Origin of the sequence: Adhaeribacter arboris (assembly GCF_003023845.1) — a bacterium.
Lineage (GTDB): Bacteria > Bacteroidota > Bacteroidia > Cytophagales > Hymenobacteraceae > Adhaeribacter > Adhaeribacter arboris.
The window spans coordinates 5,217,210-5,237,588 of the sequence record NZ_PYFT01000001.1 but is presented as its reverse complement, the minus strand read 5'-3'; the positions used below and the strand labels follow the sequence as shown (position 1 = coordinate 5,237,588).

Annotated in this window: 15 protein-coding genes; 10 read left to right on the top strand and 5 right to left on the bottom strand. The window is 43.6% G+C overall.

Translation table 11 applies throughout. The annotated features are described in order from the left end of the window. The first annotated feature begins 172 nt into the window (after positions 1–172). A complete protein-coding gene (locus tag AHMF7605_RS21270) occupies positions 173–1,957 on the top strand; it encodes an IPT/TIG domain-containing protein (RefSeq protein WP_106932023.1) in 1,785 nt (594 codons plus the stop codon). Between the two features lie 552 nt (positions 1,958–2,509). Here the strand turns inward: AHMF7605_RS21270 and AHMF7605_RS21265 are convergent. Continuing rightward, positions 2,510–4,597, bottom strand: coding sequence for an alkaline phosphatase (locus AHMF7605_RS21265; RefSeq protein ID WP_158267578.1), 2,088 nt, complete (start codon positions 4,595–4,597; stop codon positions 2,510–2,512). 403 nt (positions 4,598–5,000) lie between these two features. Here AHMF7605_RS21265 and AHMF7605_RS21260 point away from each other — a divergent pair, with 403 nt between their 5' ends. Next, positions 5,001–6,125 carry a two-component regulator propeller domain-containing protein gene (locus AHMF7605_RS21260; RefSeq protein ID WP_106932022.1) on the top strand — a complete coding sequence of 375 codons (1,125 nt, stop codon included), beginning with the start codon at positions 5,001–5,003 and terminating at the stop codon, positions 6,123–6,125. A 197-nt stretch (positions 6,126–6,322) separates the two neighbouring features. Then, positions 6,323–6,613 (top strand): hypothetical protein, encoded by a 291-nt coding sequence (locus AHMF7605_RS21255; protein WP_106932021.1) that lies wholly within the window; start codon positions 6,323–6,325, stop codon positions 6,611–6,613. A 218-nt stretch (positions 6,614–6,831) separates the two neighbouring features. Here AHMF7605_RS21255 and AHMF7605_RS21250 read toward each other — a convergent pair whose 3' ends face one another. Beyond that, positions 6,832–7,671, bottom strand: a complete 840-nt coding sequence (locus tag AHMF7605_RS21250) for a polysaccharide deacetylase family protein (protein WP_106932020.1) — start codon at positions 7,669–7,671, stop codon at positions 6,832–6,834. A 62-nt stretch (positions 7,672–7,733) separates the two neighbouring features. Next, the gene (locus AHMF7605_RS21245; RefSeq protein WP_106932019.1) at positions 7,734–10,787 is read right to left on the bottom strand and encodes a PVC-type heme-binding CxxCH protein; all 3,054 of its coding nucleotides are present in this window, start codon (positions 10,785–10,787) and stop codon (positions 7,734–7,736) included. Between the two features lie 425 nt (positions 10,788–11,212). On the opposite strand from AHMF7605_RS21245, the gene AHMF7605_RS21240 reads away from it, so the two are divergent. Both AHMF7605_RS21240 and AHMF7605_RS21230 read left to right on the top strand, forming a co-directional pair. Next, positions 11,213–12,505 carry a dienelactone hydrolase family protein gene (locus AHMF7605_RS21240; protein ID WP_158267577.1) on the top strand — a complete coding sequence of 431 codons (1,293 nt, stop codon included), beginning with the start codon at positions 11,213–11,215 and terminating at the stop codon, positions 12,503–12,505. A gap of 270 nt (positions 12,506–12,775) precedes the next feature. After that, entirely contained in the window at positions 12,776–13,258 is a 483-nt protein-coding gene (locus AHMF7605_RS21230; protein WP_106932018.1) for a hypothetical protein, read from the top strand. 132 nt (positions 13,259–13,390) lie between these two features. Here AHMF7605_RS21230 and corA read toward each other — a convergent pair whose 3' ends face one another. After that, complete coding sequence (corA, locus tag AHMF7605_RS21225; protein WP_106932017.1) at positions 13,391–14,344, bottom strand: magnesium/cobalt transporter CorA; 954 nt, start codon at positions 14,342–14,344, stop codon at positions 13,391–13,393. A gap of 495 nt (positions 14,345–14,839) precedes the next feature. Here corA and AHMF7605_RS21220 point away from each other — a divergent pair, with 495 nt between their 5' ends. Then, positions 14,840–16,300 carry an APC family permease gene (locus tag AHMF7605_RS21220; RefSeq protein ID WP_106932016.1) on the top strand — a complete coding sequence of 487 codons (1,461 nt, stop codon included), beginning with the start codon at positions 14,840–14,842 and terminating at the stop codon, positions 16,298–16,300. A gap of 229 nt (positions 16,301–16,529) precedes the next feature. Here the strand turns inward: AHMF7605_RS21220 and AHMF7605_RS21215 are convergent, their stop codons facing one another. Then, positions 16,530–16,736, bottom strand: a complete 207-nt coding sequence (locus AHMF7605_RS21215; RefSeq protein WP_106932015.1) for a hypothetical protein — start codon at positions 16,734–16,736, stop codon at positions 16,530–16,532. Between the two features lie 274 nt (positions 16,737–17,010). On the opposite strand from AHMF7605_RS21215, the gene AHMF7605_RS21210 reads away from it, so the two are divergent. The 4 genes from AHMF7605_RS21210 (at position 17,011) to AHMF7605_RS21195 (ending at position 20,360) form a co-directional block, all read left to right on the top strand. Then, positions 17,011–17,487: a hypothetical protein gene (locus AHMF7605_RS21210; protein ID WP_106932014.1), complete on the top strand. Its 477-nt coding sequence runs from the start codon at positions 17,011–17,013 to the stop codon at positions 17,485–17,487. Positions 17,488–17,703: 216 nt separating this feature from the next. Further along, complete coding sequence (cmoA, locus tag AHMF7605_RS21205; RefSeq protein WP_106932013.1) at positions 17,704–18,456, top strand: carboxy-S-adenosyl-L-methionine synthase CmoA; 753 nt, start codon at positions 17,704–17,706, stop codon at positions 18,454–18,456. A gap of 5 nt (positions 18,457–18,461) precedes the next feature. Continuing rightward, positions 18,462–19,184, top strand: coding sequence for a methyltransferase family protein (locus AHMF7605_RS21200; RefSeq protein ID WP_106932012.1), 723 nt, complete (start codon positions 18,462–18,464; stop codon positions 19,182–19,184). Between the two features lie 306 nt (positions 19,185–19,490). Next, complete coding sequence (locus tag AHMF7605_RS21195; RefSeq protein WP_106932011.1) at positions 19,491–20,360, top strand: NDR1/HIN1-like protein; 870 nt, start codon at positions 19,491–19,493, stop codon at positions 20,358–20,360. Positions 20,361–20,379: the final 19 nt, after the last annotated feature.

Sequence of the window (20,379 nt, the reverse complement as noted above, 5' to 3'; positions counted from 1 at the left end):
ACTAACCGGCTGGTGAAACGAAACAGCAGTTTTACCAACTGCTTCTTACTCCTAAATTGAAGGGCTTCAAGCGGTTCTGGCACCATCTGGTTGCCGAATCGCTTGAAGTTTTTATACAGCCCAGGCGCCATTTTACAAAAACCTGTTACTCCCAACTCTACTTACTTTTACAATGCAAAATAAATTACTCCCAACTGCAGCAAATACTTTTTACCGCTACTTTGTTGCCCTTGGCTGGTTATGGATCGCCTCTTTTTCAGCTTGCCGGGACGATGATTCAAGTTCAAAGCCGCTTCCGCCTACGATTACTTCTATTGTGCCCGATAGCGCTTACGTAAACGATACCATTACCATTAACGGCACCAACTTCGACCCGGATTTTTTTAACATGTCGGTTATGTTTAGCGGGATAGAGGCATTTAATATTATACAGGCGAGCCCCACCTCGATGCGGGTAAAAGTGCCGAAAGGCGCTACTTCGGGTCCGGTTACGGTAACTATTGCCGAGCAAACCAGCCCCAGAGTAAATTTTAAAATTTTAACCGTGGTTCCGACTACTATTACCGGCCTTTCGCCTAAAAGTGGTTATTTTGGGGATACCGTTACCATTACCGGTACGGGCATTGTACCGGCCGATTTTACGGCGGGCACTTCTACGGTTATGTTTAACGGCACGACGGCTTTAGCACCCGAATCCATCTTAAACCCAACGGCTACCCAATTACAAGTAATTGTACCCGACGAGGCCCAGACCGGGCCGGTAAGTTTAAATTTAAAAAACGGAATCGTACTGGAAACCGATACTTTCACCCTGACGGCGCCTTTGCCCGTAATTACTTCTTTCACGCCTGCTAGTGGCCCCGAAGGCACGCCCGTAACCATCAACGGTAGCAATTTAGGCGTTAGTTCCGCCAACGAAATTCAGGTAACGCTGAATACTATTCCCCTCACTATTACCAGCCGGAGTGAAACTCAAATTAAAGTTACTATTCCGGTGGGTATACCGCCCGGCAGTTATGCCTTTGTAGTTACCGTTAGAGATAAAAAAGTAACCAGCAAAAACAAGTTTAAAGTAACCGCGCCACCCGTAGCTAATCAATACATTTACTATGGTCAGCGTACCGCTATCCTCCGGGCCAGTATTACCGAGAAAGACGGCAAAGTAACGGTTGTTCATACCCCTTTGTTTACCAATTTAGATGATGTGAGTGATCTGGTAATAGATAAAGCGGGCAAGAAGATTTATTGGACGGATGCGCTGAACAACCAAATTATGGCGGGAAATTTAGATGGCACGGGCACTCCTAAATCCCTATTTAATGAAAATTCTGAAGCTGAAATTAATTACCCGGTAGGCTTAGCCCTTGCGAACAATAAGATTTACTGGGCCAACCAGGGCACCTCGAACATTGCCCGGGCCAACCTGGATGGTAGTTCCCCAGAAATACTTTTCGATGCCGAAAACGAAGGTATCAACTACGCGCAAGACGTAGAGATGGAAGTAGTGGGAAATAAATTATACTGGACGGAAGTGGGCAGCTACCAAATACGCCGCGGCAATATCGATGGCACGGGCAACCCCGAAGAAGTGTTCGGCCCGGATGACAATTTACGGTATCCTTTAGGCTTAAAACTAAATGCTGCTTCAGGTAAATTATACGTAGCCGACAGCCCAACTCTGGGAGGAGTGGCTCCCACCGACCGTATTCTGATGGGTAATTTAAATGGCACCGGTGGTTTAACCGTATTATTTGAGGCAGGCGACGGCGTAGCAGCCGTATACGCCCTAGATTTAGACCTGAAAAATAGTTTTATTTACTGGATCAGTAATACCATAAACAGTGGCAGCAGTACCAATAAATTAATGCGGGGAAAAATAGATGGCTCCGGAAAACCAGAAGTAATATTAGATGACTTAGAAGATTATGGCAACGCGCTTGTTGTTCAGCCAGAATAAAGAATGAGCTAGAACTTAAGTGAATCTGCTTTATAAACCCGGTAAGAACATTAAACAAGATTGTTCGGAAGGTGGGTTTAAAACAAGTAGAATACAACCTCTCCTATTCTTACGAGAACTCCTGCAAGGATCTAACCGGTTTAAAGCGAGGGCTGGGGCGGAACTCAGACAATTTTTTCATTTCCGCAGGGAATCACCGGTCCTACTTCGCTTAAGTTCTTCTTTTCTACCGCTTAGATCCTGCCAGCAGGACGGAAAAGTTTAATGGGCATAGCCAAAGCCTGGGTTTCAGACAAGCCTGTTTTCTAAACCTACTGGGTTCAGCTTCTCCTTTAAAACACCTCTAGGCAAACAAGGCAATACAAGTTGGTATCAGGCTCTCCCTCTGAATCCCGGAACATTAAAGTTAATTTTAGTTATATCCTATTGGGGTTTTTTAACCAGATAAAAGCCATTCCGCAAAGTCCCAACAATAAAAAAGGAGCAATAGATTTGCTCCTTTTTTGTTGTAAAATTGCCTTAAGGCTACTGCTGTTTTATCAAATCTTCTTCTTACTGAACTTTAATAATTTTTTTCGATTGAATCACCCCGTCAATATTTACTACCACTACGTACATGCCGGCCTTTAATTCGGAGCCTTTAATGGGTAGTGAATGTTTGCCGGCCTGATACTTTTGGGTACCAACTACGGTTTTAATTTTAGTACCGGCTAAGTCAAATACATCTACGCTTACTTCGGCCAGTTTTTTTACCTCAAACGATACGCTGCTCTGGTTTACCACCGGTACGGGGCTCACATTAATTCCTTCGGCGCTCAACTCGGCGCCTACCCGGTAAGCGGGTTTGCCTAAATTATCTTTAAATTCGGTTAGCTTTAAAAAATCAGCCATAATAGGCGTAAGAGCGGTATTATCTAATAAACCTCGGCCGGTTATCTGCACGGCGTGAGAACCGGTATTATCTTCGGCGCCTACCCAAATATCCTGCGGCGTATGGTTACCGGGCGTTCCGCCCGCTTTGTTGCCGTTGCCATTGGTAACGGGGTTAGAGCCGTAAGCTACTACTATCCGGCGGGCCGTAGGGGAAGCCGCTTCGGGGTAATACTTATTCTGAAACATTTTGAGTGAATATTCGGGGAACCAGCCTTCGTCGCCGCCATCGCCCCGCACTAAATTGGTAGGAGTGGCATAGCCGGCTTCGGTTTGATTAGATTTACCAATCTGGCCGGCGTAGGTTCTGATTTTGGTGCCATTCCCTTGCGCATCCGCTTCGTCGTGCAAACCGGTTACCGCAAAGCCCCCGCACTCATGGTCGGAAGTGGTAAATAATAAAGTTTTGCCGTTTACGGGTACGTTCATAAAGTTTCTGCCTTCGGCTACGGCGTAATCAAAAGCCAACACTTCTTTAATCATGTAATCGGAAGCGTACACATTGGCTGTACGGGCAGTAGAAGGAGTAGCCGTATAAACCGCTTCGCCGCCGCCCACATAGGCTGGTTTGTCGGCATCTACGCTGTATTGGTTACCATTGGCCCCCGCAATCACAGAAATACCACCGGCATTGGCGTGCTCCAGGTGATCTATCCGGCCACCTTCTACAATCAAAAAGAAGCCTTTTTCGCCACCTTTCGCTTTTAACACTTTAATGGCCATTTCCGTCATGTCCGATAAGGAAGGTTCCCAAGGAGCGCTGGTTTGTCTATCTTGCTCATAATTTACGTGCGAACTATGGAAAAGGCCTAGCAACTTACTTTCACTGCCCGGCTTAAATTGCGACATATCTACTCTCATCAGCGCATCGCGGCTATTCACGAACTGGTAGTTCTTATTTTTTTTAGCAAATTCTATCAGGTCTACATCATCAGCCCGGCTGCCGGAACCCAGCGTTACTTCCGCGCCAGTAGCCGGATTTTTAATGGGCTTCCCTTGGGCATCGACCACCGCAGCATTAGAACTGGCTACATTACGCGGCAAAAAGAAACGGGAACCACCGCCCAAAATCACATCTAATTCCACGCCTACCTTCGGAGCCGGCAGTACCCAATCACGACTAGCATTGTACCGGTAAGCAGCCGTAGGACTAGCATTGAAAATTGCTTTGTACTCGTCTTGCGAGGAAGCAATGTATTGGGCGGCAATGTAACTTTCCAGGTCGCGGTACCAAATATGGCTGGCAAAAGCGGCCGGAGTAGCGTGGGTTACCCGGGTAGTAGTTACCAAGCCAACGGCATACCCTTGTTTTTTAGCATTTTCCAGAATTGTTTCAATGGGTTCGCCGCTGGAGGGGTCCAGGGCAATTACTTCGTTATCCTGCTTACCGCTTTTGCCAGCCGCGTACACCGAAGCTCCGGGAGCGGAATCCGTAATCCAGGAATTAAGCGAATGCGTGGTAACCGTAGCGCTGTATTTAAGATTATCCAGAGCTAACGTTTGAAAGTTAGGATCAGAAGTATACCGGCGGCCATCCCGGCCTTGCCCCATGGCCATGCGAGCGGCGGTTTTAGGCGCCAGCCCGAAGCCATCGCCAATGTAAATAATAACGTTACGCGCGCTACTGGTGTTGGTTCGGGCGTTTTTTTGCGCAAAAACGCCGCTGCACGAAAGCAAGAATACGCTTACGAGTAAAAGTTTAGTTTTCATTTTAGTAGTTTGTTGGTTGGGAATAATTAAGAAGTAAAAAGTAAATTCTCTTTTGCAGGTACTTAAAACCCGAAGCGATAAAGGGTGAATGTTTCCTAGAAGTAAAATCCATTAAATTTTAATGGGCTTACTTTTTTAATATTTGGTTTGCGGCTAAAAAGGCTTTATACCAAATAAAAAAGAATGATGGATGGTGCTAAACTTGGGAGCAGCGAGAAACGAGTACTTTCTATTTTAGTTCAATAGTACGGGCAACTATTTTTATGGGCAATTTTTACCGATTATCAAATTGTGACTTTTTAGAGAAAACATTTAACAATTATTTGACATGAAATTATTTTCTCCCGACCTATCTTGTGCGTAAATTACTATTTCATTCACTCTGTTTTTTTGCTTCGTTACTATGCTATTTCTTGGTTGGGCTTACCCTCTTTTTATTAATCGGACCCTTACTTTTTTCTTAAGTTTTACTGGTTGGCTTTTAACTTTAGCGGCACCGGTAAACGGACAAGTTAACCCGCGTTTGAAAAGCACTTATTATTCTTTACCTGATCCGGCAGTTCCCGTAGCCTTATTTAATACCGCGAAAAACAAATTCTTAATAGCTCAGAAGGGTATTTATCAACAAGCAGGGAAAACATTGGTGACCCGATATACTGCTTCGGCTATTATTACCTGCGCTCTGGAAGAGGATTCCGCGTTTTGGCTGGGTACGCAAAAAGGATTACAGCGGGTAAACAAAAAAACTTTTTCGGCTGTACCAATAACGCTCCCGCTTTCCGAAACCCAGCCCCTTATTACCACTATCGTAAAAGATAGTATGGGCCAGATTTGGGTGGGCGCGGAAGCTTATGGCGTATTTAAATTAACCGATACTGGATTTGAAAAAGTACTGGGCGCCTTTCCGGTTAACGCGGGCGCGGCAACCGGCGAGAATTCTGTTTGGATAGGTACCAACACCGGATTATACCGCTGGAAAGATAAACAGTGGATACGCTACAACGAAGAAGGAGTAACTAATTTTGAAATTCCGGATAATATTGTTACCAGCCTGTATACCGATAATAATAACAATTTATGGGTAATAATGCCCGAAGGCGTTGCCGTGTTGGAAACCAAGCCGCACGCGAAGGAGCGTTCCGAACATATTCCCGCGGTTAAATTTATTGGCAAACCTCAGAACGCCATTTACAGCGTTAGCTACCTGAAACAGCAAGGCTACGTATTTGCTACCGGGCTGGGCTTGCTGTTTTTACCGGAAAGCCACTCCGACGCTTTAACCGGTTTAGAACAGTCTTCGACCACCGATATTGTAGAGAATAAACAAATTTTGCATTCTATTACTTTACCCCATACTAATATTGATTTTTCTCAATCCGTGATTTTTCAATCAGATACCAAGAACAACTACTGGCTGGTAGATAAGCAAGGAATCAGCGTATTTTCTGTTAAGCAGTTTAGCCAACTGTTGAAGAAGAGCAAGGCCATTTCTACTGAAATTTCCAAAATTCCTTTTTCGCCTAAATAGTCAATTCGTCCGGCACTAAAAACAATTTAATTAGTCTGATTTTTACCGGATTCGCCGCGTAAATTCAATTGGCGAACGGCTGCTTCGTTTATTACTTTTTAACTAATCTTTTAAACTGGTACCAAGTCGCTACGTATGTATAATACATACTAACCGATTTATTATCTAACTTATAACCGTCGTCTGAACGAAATACCATGGGAAAGAACAAGAAAAAAGGTAAAAAGAATAGTACTTTTTACAAAGCAGTTAAACCTTACATTAAGGACAACCGGGTGCTGTACTCCATTCTGGGGGCGGCAGGAGTAGGAGTAGCGCTGGCTTCTGTTTTTGGTACGGATAAAGGCCGCGAAATAATCGACAATTTTACGAATACTCTAAAAAGTATCGGCGGAAAACAGGACGCGGAAGTCTCCGGGGGACAAGAACCAACAATAACGGATAAAAAACCAAAAGCTGCCAAGCATTTCGCGATAGAGCCTAGTTAAATCTAACTTTGGTCATTCCTCTATAGAGAAATAATGTAGCAAAATGCATTCATGGAAACGCGTCTCATCCGTATCCATGCTCGAGAAAAATTTATTCGAATCTCTGGAATGGAAAAATAAATTAGGTAGCGCTTATCTTAAATGGTAAATAAGAAACCCTCTTGGTAAATGGCCAGGAGGGTTTCTTATTTTACCGGCAAAAAAAGGTAAATTCTTTTTCATTTTCTATGTTCTTGTATGTATTTACCTACTGTACCCACCGGAGCGAGCCAAACGCCATTAGCCGGATTTTGCGCATATTCTATCAACTTTTGCAGCATACTCAGGCGGGTAGTTTGTGGCCCTTGCTCTCCCATTTCATGGCCGGCCAGCACTAGCCATTGACCGGATTTTTGAGCTTGCAGAAGCAACGGTAGAATTTCTTCGAAATCCTTTCCGTCCATTTCCATACCCGTTAATTGCGCCGGATCACAGAAAAGAGGATCGTTCGGCCCTTCGTCTAGCCAACCACGTCCCGAAATAAATAATTCGGCCACTAGCGGGACAAAGCTTTTGGTGTTGCGCCCGCGGTCGACAAATTTCTGCCCGCACGGGTAGGCAAAAACTTCCGTTTTCACGCCCAGTAACTTCTGAATCCGCTTATTACATTCTGTTAATTCCTGACGCATTTTCTCCAAGTTATAATCTTCCAGGGCTTTTTGCCGGGCCCAAGGGAAATTACCGGTGCAAGGATGGTTAAGCGAATGATTGCCCATTTCGTGGCCGTTAGCCGCGGCTTTCTTCCATCCCTCCAACTGCTGTTCTACGGTGCCGGGCACCAGGTAAAAAGTTGCTTTTACCCCATAGCGGTCGAGTAGCGCCGTACCAACCTCTACCTGGCTCGGGCGGGCATCATCAAAACTGAGACTCACCGCCACCTTTTTTCCGGCCGGCCAGGAAAAAGCAGGTTTTGCCTCTTGCGCATAGCTTACATTACCGAAGAATAGAAGTTGAAAAAGAAAAAATAGAGAATATTTGATTACGTTTTTTGTTGGGTAGATGAATGGAATTGATTTCATGCTGAAAGAATAAGGCAATCCAGTTTAGAAATTTAATTTATTTGCTCTAAAACTCATAAAAACTAGTCTACCTGCCGGAGGTAAGCCAAAAGATCGGCCATTTGCTGCTGATTAATTTTCTTTTCCAACCCGGTTGGCATCGCCGACAGACCTAACGCTTTTAAAGCTTTAATATCCGGGCGGGCAATGGTTGTCACCTGGCCGCCCGCATTGCGCAACGTCAGCGCATTAGGCGATTCCGTGGCAATAATTCCTTGTATGGATTTACCGTTTATAAGGGCGACCTCCCACATATCGTAGCCATCCGAGATAGACTGATTGGGATCTAAAATATTGGTCATGATACCGGCTGGCTGCCAATTATGCACGGTTCCTAAATCCGGGCCAAAAGCTACGCCTTGGCTTCCTCTCATTTGGTGGCAAACGGAGCAATTACCTTGAAATACGGCTTTGCCCTGAACCCGATCTCCCTGCAAATTTAAAGCGGTTTGATATTCCTGAATTACCTCCTGGCGTTTGTTTTCTTTTTTAGTTAGTAAAGCCCGGGCGCGGTTTCTAAGTTTTTCGTCTTCCTGGGCCATCAAACTTACACTGCGGGGCCAGCCAATGGTAGCCGCCTGAATTTTATTCGTTTCCAAGGCATCGAGCAGTAAGCTAATTCGTTGCGGGTTCTTCATAAAAGTGTTTATGGCAGCATCTCTTATTTCCGGGGTAAGCGTAGACCATTTTTGCATAACGTAGCGGCTCACCGTAAGATCCGGAATAACACTTAGCGTGTGTAAAGCGGCCAATTGCACGGGCAAGGGTTCGCGAGGATTAATTATATTCGTTAAAAAAGTAGTATAAGGTTTTGGGTTCGCCAAGGCCAAAAATTCAACAGCAAGAGCCCTTTGGTCTTCTGGGAGCTTTTTGTTTTTGGCTATTTGCTGGGCTTGCTGCCGGGCTTTCTGGGTGAGTGTTCCAGCCGGCAGTTTGGTTACTTGCAATATTTTAAGAGCACCTTCCCGAACCGATGCTGAGGGGTGTTCCAGGCAAGTTTGGATAAGTATATTCCGTGCTGTTTGCAGTTCCGCCGGTAAGCTTTTTCTGTTTTTAAGTCCTTGGGCTAACCCCATTAGCACCGGCGCTCGCCAAGCTTCTTGTCCTTCCGCTATGGTCGTGGTTGCTTTTTGCAGCAGTTGGCGAATAGCTTGGGGCTCTTGCCTAGCCCCCACCAGGGCACTTAAACGCTGCACCAATGAAGCATAAGCCGGATTACCCGGTTTATACTGGGCCAGCACGGCTTCTAATAAAGCAGCATTTTGCCCGGAGGAAGCCGAAAGCGCCGCCACCTGTATCCATTCGTCGGCTAGATCTTTAAATAAAATTTGTTGCCTCACCTGGTTAACCTGCGGCGTATTGATAAAGCCTAAGGTACAGAGCAGTTGGTAGCGTACTTTAGCATCTGAATCGTTTTGCAGGGAAAGAAGTTTTGCCGCCAGGTCCGGTGCCTCTTTCAGGTGTAATTCTGCCAGCTTAATGGCGTTCTCCCGGATACCCGGTTCCGAATCCTGTAAAGCTTGTATAATTAAATCGGGAGAGAGTTGATGCATGCCTTCCAAAGTCCATAAAGCGTGTAACCGGCCGAGAGCAGCAGCTTTATTTTGCGCCATCTGCCTTAAAGCCGGTATTACTTTTTCACTTTTTCTATCTACGAGTAAGCGTTGGGCATTTCGCCGCCACCAAATGTTAGGTTCGGCCAGCTTAGCAACTAATTGTTCATCGGTAGCATTCCCCAGGTTTAATTCTTTGGTCCAGGCAACAGGTTTAGCATCGGCGGCACTAATGCGGTAAATACGGCCTTTATCTGTTCCATTGTAAAGCGCCCCCGATTTAACTACGTCTTCGGCCATCCATTCGGGATGCTCAATTATTTGCCGGTAGTAATCTACCAGGTAAAGCGCGCCATCCGGCCCAGTATACATATTTACCGGTCGAAACCAGGCATCCGTAGAAGCCAGAAATTCTTTATGGGGCCGCAACCTACTGGCCGTAAAACTGGCTCCTTTAGGTTTCAGCCGGTCTACGTGCACCAAGTTACTAACCGGCTCCGCCACAAACGTTACGTTACTATTAAAATCTTCCGGAAAGGCCCCGCCCTGGTAAGAGGTAATCGCACAAGCCGAAGTAATTACCCCTACATCGGTTAAGAGTTGGTTCTCCGGATTTTTCGTAATCGGAAAAACCTCCGCGGCGTTTTCGTGATCTGATAAAGATTGAGTGGCATCAGTTACGAGTAAATCTGGATTACGGCGGAGGTACGGCTCAGCAATTACTTCCTGAAAAATATGATTGGCATTAGAAACCAAAAAGTGCCGTCCCCAAGTATCGAAAGTATGACCAAACTGAGTATCACCGGAAGTTATTTCCAAAGCATACTCATCGGGCCGAAAGCGCACACTGCGGCCGCTGGCATTATTAATCAGGCGAGGACCATTCGGTTTATCCGGATAGAGGATATCTTTTCCAGCGTCACCAAATTCATCTTGGTAAATTTTAGCCGTTACCGCCGATTCGTGGCCTACGTAAATCCAGTTATCTAATCCCAATAAAGGGTTATTTAAATTATGCTGCGGATTGGAAACGGCAAAACCGGTTAGTACTGTTTTTTTCACATCGGCCTGGTTATCACCGTCAGTATCTTCCAGGTATAAAACAGTGGGAGGATCGGTTACCAATACTCCTTTTTTCCAGCGCATAATTCCCGTGGGCAGCATCAATCCTTCGGCAAAAGTGGTACTTTTATCCATTCGGCCATCACCATTCGTATCGGTTAGTAATTTTATTTTGCCGCTGCCGCTTTTATCCAGCGGGTAACCGTGCATTTCCACCACGTACATCCGGCCGTTTTCATCGATCTCCATGGCCACCGGATCGGCTACTAATGGCTCGGCAGCCACTAACTCTATTTTAAAACCGGGTTCCAGTTCAAAAGTACTCAGGGCCTTTTCTGGGGGTACTCCGCCCGTTGGAGCAGCATTGTTTTGCTGTTTACACTGTAGGATGGTGCCTCCCCAAAGTGCTATTAGCAAATACACTAACCAGGGAAGAGGCGGGTAAGAATAGCGTATTTTCATGCAAAATATGTATTAAAAGGTAAGCAAAAGATATAAACAATCAGAATTCCTTACTTAGCGACCTACCGGATACCTGCCTCAATCTTAGCAATTTAACCAACTGAATTTTCTATTTAGGAGAAAAAGATACACGGGTAAACAACTGTTTTAAAAGCAAAAAATGAGTTATATCCAGTATTTAATCCGGTTTATTTACCCGGAAAAGCCAATGAGTGGTTGGAGAAGGTTTTTTCTTCGGAAACCAGAAAAATATACTAAAAGGTTACGATATTATCCCCATTAAGAAATAGAAAAGATTATATTTAAAAATATGTTTCCATCTTTTTAATTCAGGAACCTTATTCTATTTTCCTTTAGCTTCGAAAGCTTTCCTTTGAACTTTACTAAACAAGCCAAATCCAGATCTATCAGCACTTTTCTAAAAAATGAAAAACAGACGGAGAGAATTTTTAAAATCAACTGGCCTGGCGGGTCTGGGCTTAGTAGGTTCTGGTTTTTTGTCCGAAGTGGCCGCTGCTTCCGAGGCAACCAGTCTATTTACGGAAAAGTCTTTTCCTCCTACTCCTTCCGATGCGCCGGATTTAAGTATTATCGGCTTATACGGCCCTTGGGTAGCTGCCCAAATGGAAAGTAAACTGCCGGCCTTTTCTTTTCGCAATAAAGAATGGGTAAACCTAAATAGCTGGCGAAAAACGGCTTTAAAACGTTTAACGGAACGTTTAGCCATTCCCCATATTCGTAAATTACCCGAGGTTAAAATAAATAAACAATATACGTATGATGGCTTGCAGGTAGAGGAACTAAGCTGGCAATTACCTTATGGCCGCCCTACAGAAGCTATTTTACTCAAACCACAGCAAGCAAAAAAACCTTTACCCGGTATTCTGGCTTTTCACGACCACGGTGGAAATAAATACTTTGGCACCCGCAAAATTACCCGTACCAATGATCAGCCCCATGCTTTAATGACCGAACACCAGCAACGATATTACAGTGGTTTTGCCTGGGCTAACGAGCTAGCTAAACGCGGCTACGTAGTTTTGGTGCCCGATGCTTTCACCTTTGCCAGCCGGAGAGTAATGCTGCAAGATGTTCCGGAATCCATGCGCCAAGGTTTGACCGATCAGGAACCGGAAAATGCTAAAAATATTGCCGCTTATAACCAATGGGCGGGAGAGCACGAACATGTAATGGCCAAATCGTTATTTAGCGCCGGCACTACCTGGCCGGGGGTATTTTTTGCCGAAGATCAGATTGCGCTGGACATATTATGTGCCCGCCAGGAGGTGAATGTTAACCAGATTGGCTGCGGCGGTTTGTCCGGGGGAGGTTTGCGCACCGTGATGATGGGCGGCCTGGACTCCCGAATTAAATGCGCGGTACCGATTGGGTTTATGACTACTTGGCAGGATTTAGTGCTGCATAAATCGTTTACGCACACCTGGATGACCTATGTTCCCCTGCTGCCTAACGAATTAGATTTCCCGGAGATTTTAGGATTACGAACCCCGCTGCCCACTTTAGTCTTAAACAATACCCACGACACTTTATTTACCCTACCGGAAATGCAGCGAGCCGATAAAATACTAACCGAAATTTACCAGAAAGCCGGTGCTAGTGAGCATTATAAATGTTCTTTTCACCCCGGGCCGCACAAGTTTGATGCAACTATGCAAAAAGAAGCGTTTGCCTGGTTCGACCGCTGGCTCAAAGCTTAAAACGAATCTGAAAATAGATAAAAATTTGGACTTCAGGTATTTAAAAGCGCACCCAGGAATTTGATTTAGTGTAAAATAAATAATAACCGCAGAAAGTTTTTAAAATTTACCGGCCTGGTCGGAGCCGGAACCTGTGAATATAGCGCCGGCTGCTGGCGGAACCACTAGTTAAAGCGGTAAACAGCTGCCGGATATATACTTAGGATTTATAGAGTAAGCAGATAAAAATAAATTAGAAATTAATATATTACCAAAAAATACCATCTCTTCATGGAAACACCTGTACGCACCTGGTTTGTAGGTTTAGCAGTAAGTATTAGTTTACTAAGCGGCTGCGCCAGTCAGAAACCGACTTCGGCATCGGTTAACAACAGTAGCAGCAATTCTATCTCTCCGGCATCTACCAATAGTCAACCCGCCGAACACGCCGATCTGAGCGGTTCCTGGGATTACGTCATGACGAACGAACAGCAAGAAACCATTACGGGAGTATTAACCATCCAAAGAGGTGGCAACGCCGGCTACACGGGCCATATCACCTCGAACGAAATCAGTTTAGACAGCGATACGGATATTACCAAAGCCCAATTAAATGGCTCGAACTTTATTTATGAAGGTAGGTTAAAAGCGCCGAACGGCGACATTCCTTTCACTATGAAGGGGACCATACAAGGCAGTAAACTGGAAGCGCAGAATACCGTTCTTTACCAGAACCGCAGTATGCTGTGGCAAGTAAAAGCGACTCGTAAGTAAAAAGACGCTAGACTTTAGATGCTAGATATTAGACTTTTTTTTGAATTATCTGATTGTAGGTAACGAAATAATATATTGGTGAGATTGATTTAACATCTAGTGTCTAACGTCTAGAGTCTAGCATCTAAAGTATTACAGCCACTTTTTGCGTTTAAAATACCACAAAAAAGCCAGCGACGAAAATACCATTAAAGCTAAGGCCAGGGGGTAACCCGCCCACCAATTTAATTCGGGCATGTATTTAAAGTTCATCCCGTAGATACTGGCAATAAGCGTGGGTGGCATAAAAACCACGGTAACTACCGTAAATATTTTAATTACCTGGTTTTGTTCAATATTTACCAGACCCAGGAAGGTATTTTGCAGATATTCGAGGCGCTCAAAGCTAAACTGCGTGTGCTGCAGCAACGAGTTTATGTCTTTAATGATAATCCGTAAACGCTCTTTTTCCGGCTCTTCTACCTGAAAACTTTTTAACATCGACGATACCAGGCGCTGTTTATCCACGATACTTTCGCGAATAAGAATGGTATTTTCCTGCAATTCGGTAATGCGCAGCAGGTTTTCTTCCTGAATAGATTTTTCCTTTACCAGCTTTTTACTAACCGTATTGGTGGTGCGGGTTAAATATTCGATAAAGTCGGCATCGTAATCGATCTGCGTTTCGAGGAGCAAGATCCAAATCTGAATGGCTTTGGTAGTAGTGCCTTTTTTAAAAGTTTTGATTTTCCGGACCGTTTCGGCAAACGATTTCAGGTCGGCGCGCCGCAGGGTAAAAAGCAAGTCGTCCTTTAAAATAAAAGATATCTGGCGGGTGGTATAAGAAGCGCTCTCGTACACCACAAAAGCACTATTGGCTTCGAACCCACTGCTGTCTTCGAAATAACGCGAGCTGCTTTCAATTTCGGCCGCTTCCTGAGCGGTAAAGAACTCGATGCCGAAATGCTTTTCTACGTGTTTCATTTCTTCCGCCGACGGCGACTGCAAATCAACCCAAATAATTTGTTTGTCTCCGTCTGGCAAAAACTTAGTCGGGTTTTTCTCCCAATGTAGTTCGTTGTCCTGGATATAAAAGCTTCTGATCATGAATTCCGGTATAAACGCTATTTTTTTCGCCCGATCTTAGACTGACTCTCTTTCAGAACGCAGGTGTTCACCCTAACTGTATCCCAATTTTTAATGGCTTCGGGTAACCGTCAAAAATCTGCCGCAAACTTATTCATTTTTGGCGTATGAACCTTAACCGGAGTTTCAGAATTTGCATTTATCCGGGCTATTTACCTTACTTATTTTTCAAAACTGCCATTGCTAAAATTGCCTTCGGTAAGTTAGGGCTGGCGGTGGAAGAATTTCTTTAGAACATCTAAAAAACCCGTATTCAGGGCCGGTATCATTTATTTACAAAAACATTATTTGTAATAGATATATTAGCCAGGAGAATGGAAAGAACTTAAAAGCCGTTCATTAAAACAACTTACCGCGCGTGACTAGACACGTAGATGGAATTTTTCCTTAAAAAAAATCAGTGTATCTTTCCTTTTCCGTAGGTACGCACAACATCTTCCCTTTATTTTTAGATTAATGGCAGAAAACACGACAGGTTTTAAAAGAGAAATAAAATTATTCGACGCAATTATGATAGTAACCGGGGGCATGATTGGCTCCGGAATTTTTATTGTTAGCGCCGACATTGCGCGGCTGGTAGGTTCGGCGGGTTGGTTATTGTTAGTTTGGCTGCTGTCCGGTTTTATTACCATTATTGCGGCCCTGAGTTACGGCGAGCTTTCGTCTATGTTCCCGAATGTGGGCGGACAGTACGTGTACCTGCGCGAAGCCTACAACAAAATGGTAGCTTTCCTCTACGGCTGGACTCTTTTTCTGGTAATTCAAACGGGAGTAATTGCAGCGGTCGCCATGGCTTTTGCCCGTTTCACAGGGGTATTCTTACCTTGGTTTTCGGAAACGAATGTTTTATTTACCGTGGGTAGTTTTTCGTTTACCACCGTGCAATTATTAGCGGTTAGCGTGTTGCTGTTGCTTAATTTTATAAATGCGCGCGGCGTAAAAAGTGGGAAATGGATTGCTAATATTTTCAGTAGTACTAAAATTCTGGCTTTGCTGGCCCTGATTGTTTTAGGCGTTGCGTTTGGCATGAATGCCGACGTAGTACAGGCTAATTTCAGTAATTTTTGGCAGGCGCAACAAGTAACCGCCAACTCTACCGCTCCCCTACCTTTAGCCGGCTCCGGTTTATTAATTGCCATTGGCCTGGCCATGATTGGTTCTATGTTCTCGAGCGATTGCTGGAACGTGATTGGTTTTTCGGGCGATGAAATTGTAAATCCCAAGCGTACTATTGTGCTGAGTATGGTAATCGGTACCATTGTCGTAACGGTATTGTACGCCCTGGTAAATGTAGTTTACTTGTTGGTATTGCCCTTGCAAGGCTCGCCGGAAGGCGCTACCGTACTAAGCCGCGGCATTCAGTTTGCTGCCGACGACCGGGTAGGAACGGCCGTCGCCGAAGCGGTAGGCGGGCCTAAAGCTACCTTGTTCATTGCTTTTTTAATAATGGTCTCTACGTTTGGCTGCATCAATACCGTTATGCTTTCCGGAGCCCGCGTTTATTACACCATTGCCCGCGATGGTTTGTTTTTTCCGCAGTTAGCCCGTTTAAATAAAAACGGCGTACCGGCCGTAGCCTTGCATTGCCAAACCGCCTGGGCCTGTTTATTGTGCGTTTCGGGCAAGTACGGCGACATGTTAAATTACGTCATGTTTGCGGTGCTGCTTTTTTACATTATTACCATTATCGGTATTTTTATTCTGCGCCGGACGCAACCTGAGCGACCCCGGCCTTACCGGGCTTTGGGTTATCCCGTTCTTCCGGCTATTTACGTGGTTCTTACTTCCGGCATTTGCCTGGTGTTATTATTGTTTCAGCCGGCGTATGCGGGGGCCGGTTTAATTCTGGTTGGTTTAGGTGTGCCGGTGTATTATATTTTCCGGAAGCAGTTTAAAGAAATTCCGGTCGTTCATTAAAATTCTTCCGTTCCTTTGCTCCCAAAACCATTTTCTAATAAGTCGCCCGTTGAAAAGAATGCCGGGTAGCTTTACAAGTATGCTGCAAGTCATTTTTTGGATATATTAAGCAGAGAAAAATCTAACCTGATAACGAAAGTAAATTTTTCCCTAAATAACAAAAGCCCCGCGCCCGATAATTTTTATCGGGCGCGGGGCTTTTGTTAAAATTAACAGACTAATCTATTTTCTAATTAATTAAGCTAATTCGTTTTGTAAGTTCTTTTTCCGGTAAGGTGGAAACAGCTTCTGAAAAATATAAAAATTTATTAGAAGACTGATAACCTTCGTTCCAACCAGACCCCGCTGAAAGTGCTTCGTTTTCCTGAACAAAAAGCCAATTGTTTCTAACTGTTTTTACCATCTTCTTCGCGTCAGTTGTTGAAAGATTAGTCATAGTTTAGTTAAATTAGATAGGTATTCTTTTATAGTTAGTGCTCGGGTTTTCGTTATCGTTTTTTTACAAAGGTAAAAATAAAACAACAATAAATTAATAAAGTAATAACAATTTGATTTTTAACTTAAAAGGTTTCCAAAAAATTCCCAGTACTGTAATAAAATTTAAAATTATTTTATAATTCGTTTAACTAATTCTTACCTTAATTTTTAAACCGTTTCAGAGTAAAAAATAATAATTAATTTTGCCGGAAATACGACGAAAGCTATCCGGGATGATTCGATTATTCAGATTTATTTTATTTTTTAGTTTCCTTGTTTCTTTTTCTTCTTATGGTCAAAGCATTGCTCAGCTCGAAAAACGCAATGGATTCCGCGATGCTCGCTTAGGAGCTTCCGTTAAATCTTTCCGGAACCTGGTGCTCACCGAAACCGAAGGTAATACCAAATATTACCGCCGTAAAACCGACGTATTAACCATGAAAGGCGTAGAATTTGCCGATATTACCTATGCCTTTTATAAAGACCGACTCAGCCACATTTTTATTACGCTTAATGGCGTAGAAAACAGCCGCAAATTTGTGAACTTGCTCGAAAGCTTATACGGCGAGGGCGAACGGCTGTATCCCTGGGTAGAATCCTTTGATAATGTATTGGAATGGAACGGCGAAAATATCACTCTTACCTACGGTGAAATTGCCAGCACCAAAGAAAGTGTGATTCACTATTACAGCCTCAATACGAACTTTTAAAAGAGAAGTAATCAGTCTGCACGCACCAACAATATTTTAAGGTATTAAACGGAGCAAATACAAAATTTAATTAAATTGCCCCGTTAAAGGCTTGTTTTGTTACTAATTCAAATAAATTGGCTAGCTTCTTAATACCACCCAATTTATTTAAGATTTTTAAAATTAATTCTTTAGTAACGCAAAAAGCGGCTTTTATTCCATTATTTCCAGCACTTAATTTTACATGGATTCAGAAGTAAAAAAGAAAAGGACGAAGTTTTTAAAGAAGAGATTAATAAAGTTTCTGACTTTAAATTCAGCGCAAAAGTGGCCGGCGTATTCGATGATATGGTAAACCGGTCGGTGCCGTTTTACGGCGAAATGCAGCGCATGATTGCCGAACTTGCCGCCGACTTTGTGCAACCCGGTACCAATGTCTACGATTTAGGTTGTTCTACCGGTACCACCATGATTGGCATGAACACGTTAATACCGCCGGATATTAAATTTATTGGGGTGGATGATGCGGTAGAAATGCTGGAAAAATGCGACTCTAAATTAAAAGAAGCCGGCTTTGAGCGGCCTTATGATTTGCAGGTAGCCGATTTAAACGTAAACGTAGATATTCAGAATGCTTCGGTAGTTGTGCTGTGTTTAACTTTGCAGTTTGTGCGGCCTATTTTCCGGGAAAAACTGGTAAAAACCATTCTATCGGGCTTAGTACCCGGCGGCGTTTTAATTCTGGTAGAAAAAATTCTGGCCGAAGATAGCGTATTTAACCGCGAGTTTATCAAGTATTATTATAATCACAAACGCCGTAACCAATATAGTGAGTTAGAGATTTCGCAGAAACGCGAAGCTTTAGAAAATGTATTAATTCCTTACAAACTATCCGAAAATATCCACATGCTGCGCGACGCTGGCTTCGGCCATTGCGAAGTATTTTTTAAATGGTATAATTTCTCGGGCTTAATTGCCGTAAAAAATTAAAAAATATGGTAACCATAGGTAATTTCTTTTTTAAGTACCGTAACCTGCTTTTTATTTTTCTGTATTTAGCGCTGTTTATTCCGTCGCCGGATATTTTTACCCCGGAAAATTTCGGCGAGAATTATTATTGGTGGCCCATTATTATTGGCTTAGTGGTGACAATAACCGGTCAGGCTATCCGGGGAGCTACCATTGGTTTAGCGTACATAATCCGGGGCGGAAAAGACAAAAAAGTGTACGCCGAAAAGTTGGTTACCGAAGGTATTTTTAACCATTGCCGCAACCCGCTTTACGTAGGCAATATTCTAATGCTGCTTGGGGTAGGCATTTTATCGAACTCGCTTATTTACGTGGGTATTCTTATTCCGCTTTTCCTGTTTATTTATCAGGCCATTGTGCTGGCCGAAGAAAATTTCTTACGTAATAAATTCGGGGCGCAGTTTGATGCTTATTGCCAGCGCGTAAACCGCTGGATTCCCAACTTAAATGGAATAAGCAAAACCTTTGAAGGCATGCATTTTAACGCGAACCGCTGGATTTTAAAAGAATACAACACCCAATTTGTATGGTTGGTGGGTATTACTTTAATTCTTTTGTTTAAGTATCCGCAGTTAACCAACTCCAGCGAAGACACCCGCAATAATTTGCTTTTTGTTATTTTACCGGTATTATTAATAATTTATCTTTTTGTAAAGTACCTGAAAAAAACGGGCAAAATGGTAGCTTAAACCACGTTCTGTATAATTATAAAGCCGGTAATTGTTGGTAGAACCAAAGAATTACCGGCTTTTTCGTTTTTCATTATTAGCGAATGTTACGGGTACTAGTAACTGTATTCCCAAACGGAAAGGCATTCTTATCCAAATCTATATTTAAACCAGACTTTCCTTATTTTTATTCTTCTAAAACACTACGTTATTACCCGGTCTCAGATTCTAATTTGGCGTATACCAATCACTTGTTCCAATCTCTTCAACATTTTGCGGCCGAAAGAGTAATCTGGAAAGTAACATGTTGAAGCTGCCTATAAGCCAATGAAACGATTTCTGCAAATAACGGGCATTTTGGTGGGTTTACTTTTCATAGTCGGAGTAGTGGTATATGCTTTTACTCCCCGCGAAAAACTACTCACCTACGTAGTTCCAGAAATAAATAACATTCGGGTAACTGATGTTTACCTTACCAACCAAAAAGCTACCATGAAGGTACAATTCGATGCTACTTCTAAAATAGTTCCGGTGTTTATCTATCGTCTAAAGTATGATTTCCGGCTTTACGGCCAAAGTATTACGTTTGGGGAGCAAAATTTAAAGCAAAATAGCCAAACCGGAAAAATCCAACGCATCACCCTGCCGGTAAGCCTTCAGTTTAAACAAACAGGCAATTTGGTGCAGCAACAGATAGCCCGCCAAGATTCGGTAGAAGCCCGGTTCCAGGTTCACTGCAACTTACCTTTACTGGGTCGCCGGACTTTTAACGTAACCAGAAAGTTACCGATTGTTCTACCCGTGCTATCGGCACCCCGAATTACGGCAGTAAAAACCGAGGACATTGGTTTTCGGCACCAGCGGCTAATTTTAACCTTGGCTATTACCAATCCAAATAATTTTGATTTTTACCTCCGCGATTTGAAAGTAAATGTGCAATTAAAAACCTATCTGGCCGCGGCCGGAAGTCTGCCGAAAGATTTACGGGTAAAAGCGCAGCAGGTAACTTCTCTTTCTCTGCCCTCCGCTACTGCAATCGAACGAGTACCGGCAGATTCTTTAAATCAAACAAGCAATTTATCGGGCCCTTACACGTTAAAAGCGAATCTGGTTGCCGAACCCGTGAGCGAAGCAGTGGGCATAATCCGCTTGAATACAACAATAAGTGACACCATACAATCGCCTAAAACCAAATAATTGGTCGCCATCAGCTTAA